We start from the raw sequence: 5532 nt of genomic DNA, 5'->3' as shown, positions 1-5532 counted from the left end.
GGCGACCTCTGGCTGACCGACGGCAACGCGGTGTACCACTCGACCGATTCGGGTGCGAGCTGGGCCAAGCTCAGCAACTTCGCGTCGCTCTTCATCGGCAACCCATGGGCCGACGTGCAAGGCGCCAGCGCAATCGCGCTGGGCAAGGCCAAAGCCGGCGCGCCGTACTCGGCGGCGGTCTACGTTGTGGGCGTCAGCAACGGCGTCTGGGGCGTGCATCGCTCTGACGACGGCGGCGCCACCTGGGCGCGCTTCAACGACGACGCCCACCAGTTCGGCGGCATCGGCGTGATCGCGGCCGATCAGAACGTCTATGGCCGCATCTACTTCAGCGGCACCGGCCGCGGAATGCTTTACAGCAACTGAACCCCGCGCCCTTCCTCATTCCGCATCGCTCATGAACAAGACGAACTCGACAGCCACCACCTCGCTCGATGAACCGGCCCGCCGCAGCTTCGTGCGCACCGTCGCAGGCGCCGGGCTGGCCGCCATGGCCGGCGGGTCGGCGACGGCCGCCACCGCCCTGTCCGCCAACACCGCCGCCGCCACCGAGCCCGGCCTGCCCTTCCACGCCTGGGCCCCCACGCCGCCCATGGGCTGGAACAGCTGGGACGCCTTCGGTGCCAGCGTCACCGAAGCCGAGTACCTGGACAACGCGCGCATCCTGGCCGAGCGCTTCCTGCCCTTCGGCTACGACACCGCCACCGTCGACATCCAGTGGTACGAGGCGGGCGCCACATCGGGGTGGTATCGGGACTTCGCGCCGCTGGTGCTGGATGGCAACGGCCGCCCGCAACCGGCGCCCAACCGTTTCCCCAGCGCCGCCGGCGGCCGCGGCTTCGCGCCTCTCGCCGCCCAGGTGCACGCCATGGGCCTGCGCTTCGGCGTGCACATCATGCGCGGCATCCCACGCCAGGCGGTCGGGCTGGAGCTGCCCATCGCCGGCAGCAAGTACCGCTGCAACGAAGTCGCCAATACCCACTCCACCTGCGCCTGGAACACCGACATGTGCGGCGTCAAGCCCGAGCATCCCGGCGCCTTCGAGTGGTACCGCGCCTGGTTCGCCCAGCTGGCCGAATGGGGCGTGGACTTCGTCAAGGTCGACGACATCGCCGCGCCTAACTACCACGCCAAGGAAGTCGAGCTCATCCGCCGCGCCATCGACGCCACCGGCCGCCCCATGTTGCTGAGCCTGTCGCCCGGCCCGGCGCACCTGGATCAGTCGGCCCACCTGCAGGCGCACGCCAACCAATGGCGCGTGTGCAACGACTTCTGGGACACCTGGCCGCAACTGCGCGACAACCTGGTGAACCTGGTGAAGTGGGCGCCCCACGCCCGCGCGGGCGCCTGGCCCGATGCCGACATGCTGCCGGTGGGCAAGATCGGCCTGCGCAACTACGACGAGGGCGGTCGCGGCGAGCGCGACACCCGCTTCACGCGTGACGAGCAGCTGCTCATGCTCACCGCCTGGACCTGCGCCCGCAGCCCGCTGATCCTGGGCAACGACCTGCGCCGCCTCGACGACTGGACGCTGCGCCTGGTCACCAACCCCGAGGTGCTAGCGCTGCTGCGCGTGCCCGGGGCACGCGAGTGGCACTCGGTGGCACAGGGCCATCGCTTTGTCTGCAACGGCCCGCAAGGCACGTGGGCGGCGTGGCTGAACACCGGCGACGCGCCGTGGCAGGCACCGCTGCCGGCTTGGCTGCCCGATGCCAGCCGCGACTGCTGGGCACGCGCCGACCTGCCCGCAGGCACCCGCGTGCTGACCGTGCCGCCGCATGGGGCGCGCCTCGTGCGTTGCGCCTGATGGGTATCGCTGATCCCGATCATGAAACTGAAAAAGACTCTGATTGCCTGCTCGCTGGCCCTGGCCGCGCTCAACCCCGCCTTCGCCCAGAGCGCCGAAGGCCACCCCGACTGGCCCGGGGCCGGCCAGCTGTTCGCGGGCGTGAACTACCAGCCCGTGGACCGCACGCTGGCGCAGGTCAAGCGCGACGTTGCGCTGATGAAGCAATCCGGCTTCAAGGTCGTCCGCATGGGTGACCTGGCCTGGGACTACTTCGAACCCGAGGAAGGCAAGTTCGACTTCAAGCATTTCGACGCCGTGATGGCCGAGGTGCACGCCGCCGGCATCAAGGTCATCCTCGACATCCCGGGGCAGCCGGCGCCGATGTGGCTGCACCACAAATACCCCGGTGTCGACATCACCAACCAGGCCGGCACCCGCCTGGCGCCGGCCGAGCGCTACATGGACAACATCGGCGACCCGGACTACCGGCGCCTGGCCACGCGCATGGCCGACACGCTCATCAAGCGCTACGCCAAGCATCCGGCCCTGCTGGCCGTGGGCTATGACAACGAGATCGGCAACGGCTACATCTCCTATTCCGAGGCTGACCGCAAGCGCTTCGTCGAATGGCTGAAGAAGCGCTACGGCAGCATCGACGCGCTGAACAAGGCCTGGGCCACGCAGCGCTGGTCGCGTCGCATCGGCAAGTGGGAAGAAGTGCGGCTGCCCTATGCCGACGGTCCGGGCCCCGCCGAGCGTTATCTGGACCTGCGCCGTTTCTGGTCCGACCTGACCATCGCCGTTCTCGACGACCGGGAGGCCGTGCGCCGCAAGAACACGCCCGACAAGCCGACGCTGTCGAACTACTGGAGCTGGTCGGGCCGCAAGGGCTTCGACTACCACGGCAGCTATCGCCAGCACACCACCTATGGCGCCATGGGCTTCTATGCCGGCGAACCGATCTACGGCGGATGGCAGGCGGCCCTCATCAGGGCGGGCATGACGACGCCGACCTGGTTCAACGAGTTCACCGCCGGCGGCCCAGGCTCCTACGGCAGCAAGGGCTGGTCGCGCATGTGGGCCCACTTCGTGCTGCTGATGGGCGGCCAGGCCGCGCTGGCCTGGACCTTCAACAGCCATCTCGGCGGCGAGGAGCAGGCGCTGATGGGCCTGCTCGACCATGACGACCGCCCCTCGTGGAAGCTGGCCGAATGGGCCCGCATCGCCGGCGACTACGCCAAGCTGGAGAAACTGGGCTTCCCGCGCCGCGTCGAGCCCAAAGTGGCCATCGCCTACTCCTTCGACAACGTCGCGGCCCACAGTGCCAATGGCCCGGCCAACAGCTCCCGCGACTACCTGAAGACGTCCTATCAGAAGCAGGCCCTCGGTGCCTTCGAGCCGCTGCTGAAGGACAACATCGACGTCGCGGCCATCAAGCTCTCCTACGAAGACCTGAGCCGCTACCGCCTCATCATCCTGCCCGGCATGTACCTGCTGGACAAAGCCTCCACCGAGGCGGTGCGCAAGTTCGTCACCGACGGCGGCACCGTGATCATGACGGCGCAGTCGGCCAAGGTGAACGAGCACAACCAGTGGCACGGGACGCCGTTGCCCGGCGGCCTGACCGACGTCTTCGGCCTGCGCACCAACGAGTACTACAGCGTCGCCGGCACGCTGAAGATCGGCGACGAGGAGGTCAAGGGCACGATCGAGCATTACGAGGTGCTGGAGCCCTCCACCGCCGACGTGCTGAGCCGCTTCAGCAACCTGGAGGGCAGGCCGCCGGCCATCACTGTCAACAGGTTCGGCAAGGGCCGCGCGATCTACCTCGCCACACCGGCGCAGCCCCAGATCATGCGGCCGCTGCTGCGCTCGCTCTACGCGAGCCTCGGCATCGAGCCGGGTCCGAAGACGCCCGACGGCGTGTTCGCGCGCGAGGTCGAAGGACGTGTGCTGTACGTCAACGCCAACTGGCACCCGATGGAGGTGCCGATCGCCGGCGCGATGAAGGGGGTGCTCGGTGACCAGCGCTGGGAAGGCAGCCTGAAGCTGGCGCCGCTCGGCGTGGAGCTGCTGGAACCCCTGAACTGAAGGATGACAGGCACTTCGCCCAGTTGTTGCACCGACTGAACGTCGGCAAGACCGGTCGCTCTCCTCGGGGACGGCCCGCAACATCCCGGTTCGTGCGCCGCCGGATGCCGTGCAAGCGGAATTGATATTTGAGATGAAGCCCCGAAAGACGAGAACAACGCGATGAGAACGATAGCCCTCCCCCTGCTGCTTGGCCTGCTGGCTGCCACCGCGCACGCCGAGGTGCGCCTGGCCCAAGTGTTCAGCGACCACATGGTGCTGCAGCGCGACCGACCGCTGAACGTGTGGGGTCAGGCCACACCAGGCCAGACGCTGAGCATCGACCTCGGCGGCCGCAGCGGCACGGCCCGCGCAGGCGCCGACGGCCGCTGGCGCGTGCAGCTAGCGCCTCTGCCGGCCGGCGGCCCGCACCGCCTGGTCGTCAAGGGCGACGGGACCGCAGCGCTGAACGACGTGCTGATCGGCGACGTCTGGCTGCTCGGCGGCCAGTCGAACATGGAGTGGCCGCTGGCGCAGACCGACACCGGCCCACAGGAAGTGGCCTCACCGCAGAACGCGCAGCTGCGCCACCTGCGCGTGCCGCTGCGCGCCAGCGTGCAACCCGAAGCCAACATCGCGCCAGCGCCCTGGGTCGTTGCCGAGCCCGGCCGCGTGGCCGAGTTCAGCGCCGTCGGCTACCACTTCGCGCGCGAGATGCAGGCGGTGCAGGGCGTGCCCATCGGCCTGATCAACACGGCCTGGGGCGGCTCCATGCTGGAGACCTGGATGAGCCGCGACGCGGCGCTGCGCGACCCTGACCTCGCACCCGCGGTGCACGCCTTGCCGGCCGACAACGCTGCCTTCACTGCAGCATTGGGCCAGCGCATGCTGCCCCGCATCGCCGCCTGGCAGAAGGGTCTTCCGCTGGAGGGCGTGGACGCCTCGGGCTGGTCTGCCGCTGCCGACATCGACGCCGACTGGCCCACACTGAAGGCGCCCGGCAACTGGGAAGGCCAGGGCCTGGCCGACGTCGACGGCGTCGTCTGGATGCGCAAGCGCATTGAGCTGAAGCCTGCCCAGGCCGCCGGAGCCGCTGAGCTGCACCTGGCCAAGGTGGACGACTGCGACGAGGTCTGGGTCAATGGCCAGAAGATTGGCGGCCAGTGCGGCTGGGAGCAGGCGCGCCACTACACGCTGCCAGCGGGCGTGCTGCGCGCGGGCGCCAACTGGATCGCCGTGCGGGTGACCRACACCGGCGGCGGCGGCGGCATCGATGGCGACGCTGCCAATCTGCGCCTGGACACGGCGGCCGGCACCGTGTCGCTCGCCGGCCCCTGGCGGGCACGCGTCGAGAAGCTCGTGGCGGCTGGCGGCCCGGTGGCGAACAGCGCCCCGGCCCTGGGCCACAACGGCCTCATCGCCCCGCTGCAAGGCTTGTCCGTGCGCGGCGTGCTCTGGTACCAGGGCGAGGAAAACTCCGGGCGTGCGGCTGCCTATGCCGACGGCTTCAAGCGCCTCATCCAGGACTGGCGTGGCCAGTTCGCCGACCCCGACCTGCCCTTCTTCTTCGTGCAACTGGCCTCGTGGCGGCCCATGGCCGAGAACCGGCCCGACGGCAACGGCTGGGCCGAACTGCGCGCCAGCCAGGCCGCGGCCCTGGCGCTGCCCCACAC

General features: G+C 69.5%; 3 protein-coding genes and 1 pseudogene. All 4 read left to right on the top strand.

Annotated elements, in window-relative coordinates; all coding sequences use genetic code 11:
- Nucleotides 1–366, top strand: a pseudogene (locus tag AC1DU6_RS18935) (dockerin); the annotation flags it as partial.
- Nucleotides 367–397: 31 nt separating this feature from the next.
- On the top strand, nt 398–1807 hold the full coding sequence (locus AC1DU6_RS18930) for a hypothetical protein (protein ID WP_477858876.1): 1410 nt from the start codon (nt 398–400) through the stop codon (nt 1805–1807).
- A gap of 21 nt (nt 1808–1828) precedes the next feature.
- The gene (locus AC1DU6_RS18925) at nt 1829–3880 is read left to right on the top strand and encodes a beta-galactosidase (protein WP_457322621.1); all 2052 of its coding nucleotides are present in this window, start codon (nt 1829–1831) and stop codon (nt 3878–3880) included.
- A 162-nt stretch (nt 3881–4042) separates the two neighbouring features.
- Nucleotides 4043–5532 (top strand): sialate O-acetylesterase (locus tag AC1DU6_RS18920; RefSeq protein ID WP_477858874.1); only part of this gene is annotated, 1490 nt, incomplete at its 3' end.

The organism is Roseateles sp. P5_B10, from assembly GCF_056400485.1.
The sequence above is the reverse complement of the archived record's forward strand: the minus strand, read 5'-3'. Positions and strand labels throughout refer to the sequence as shown.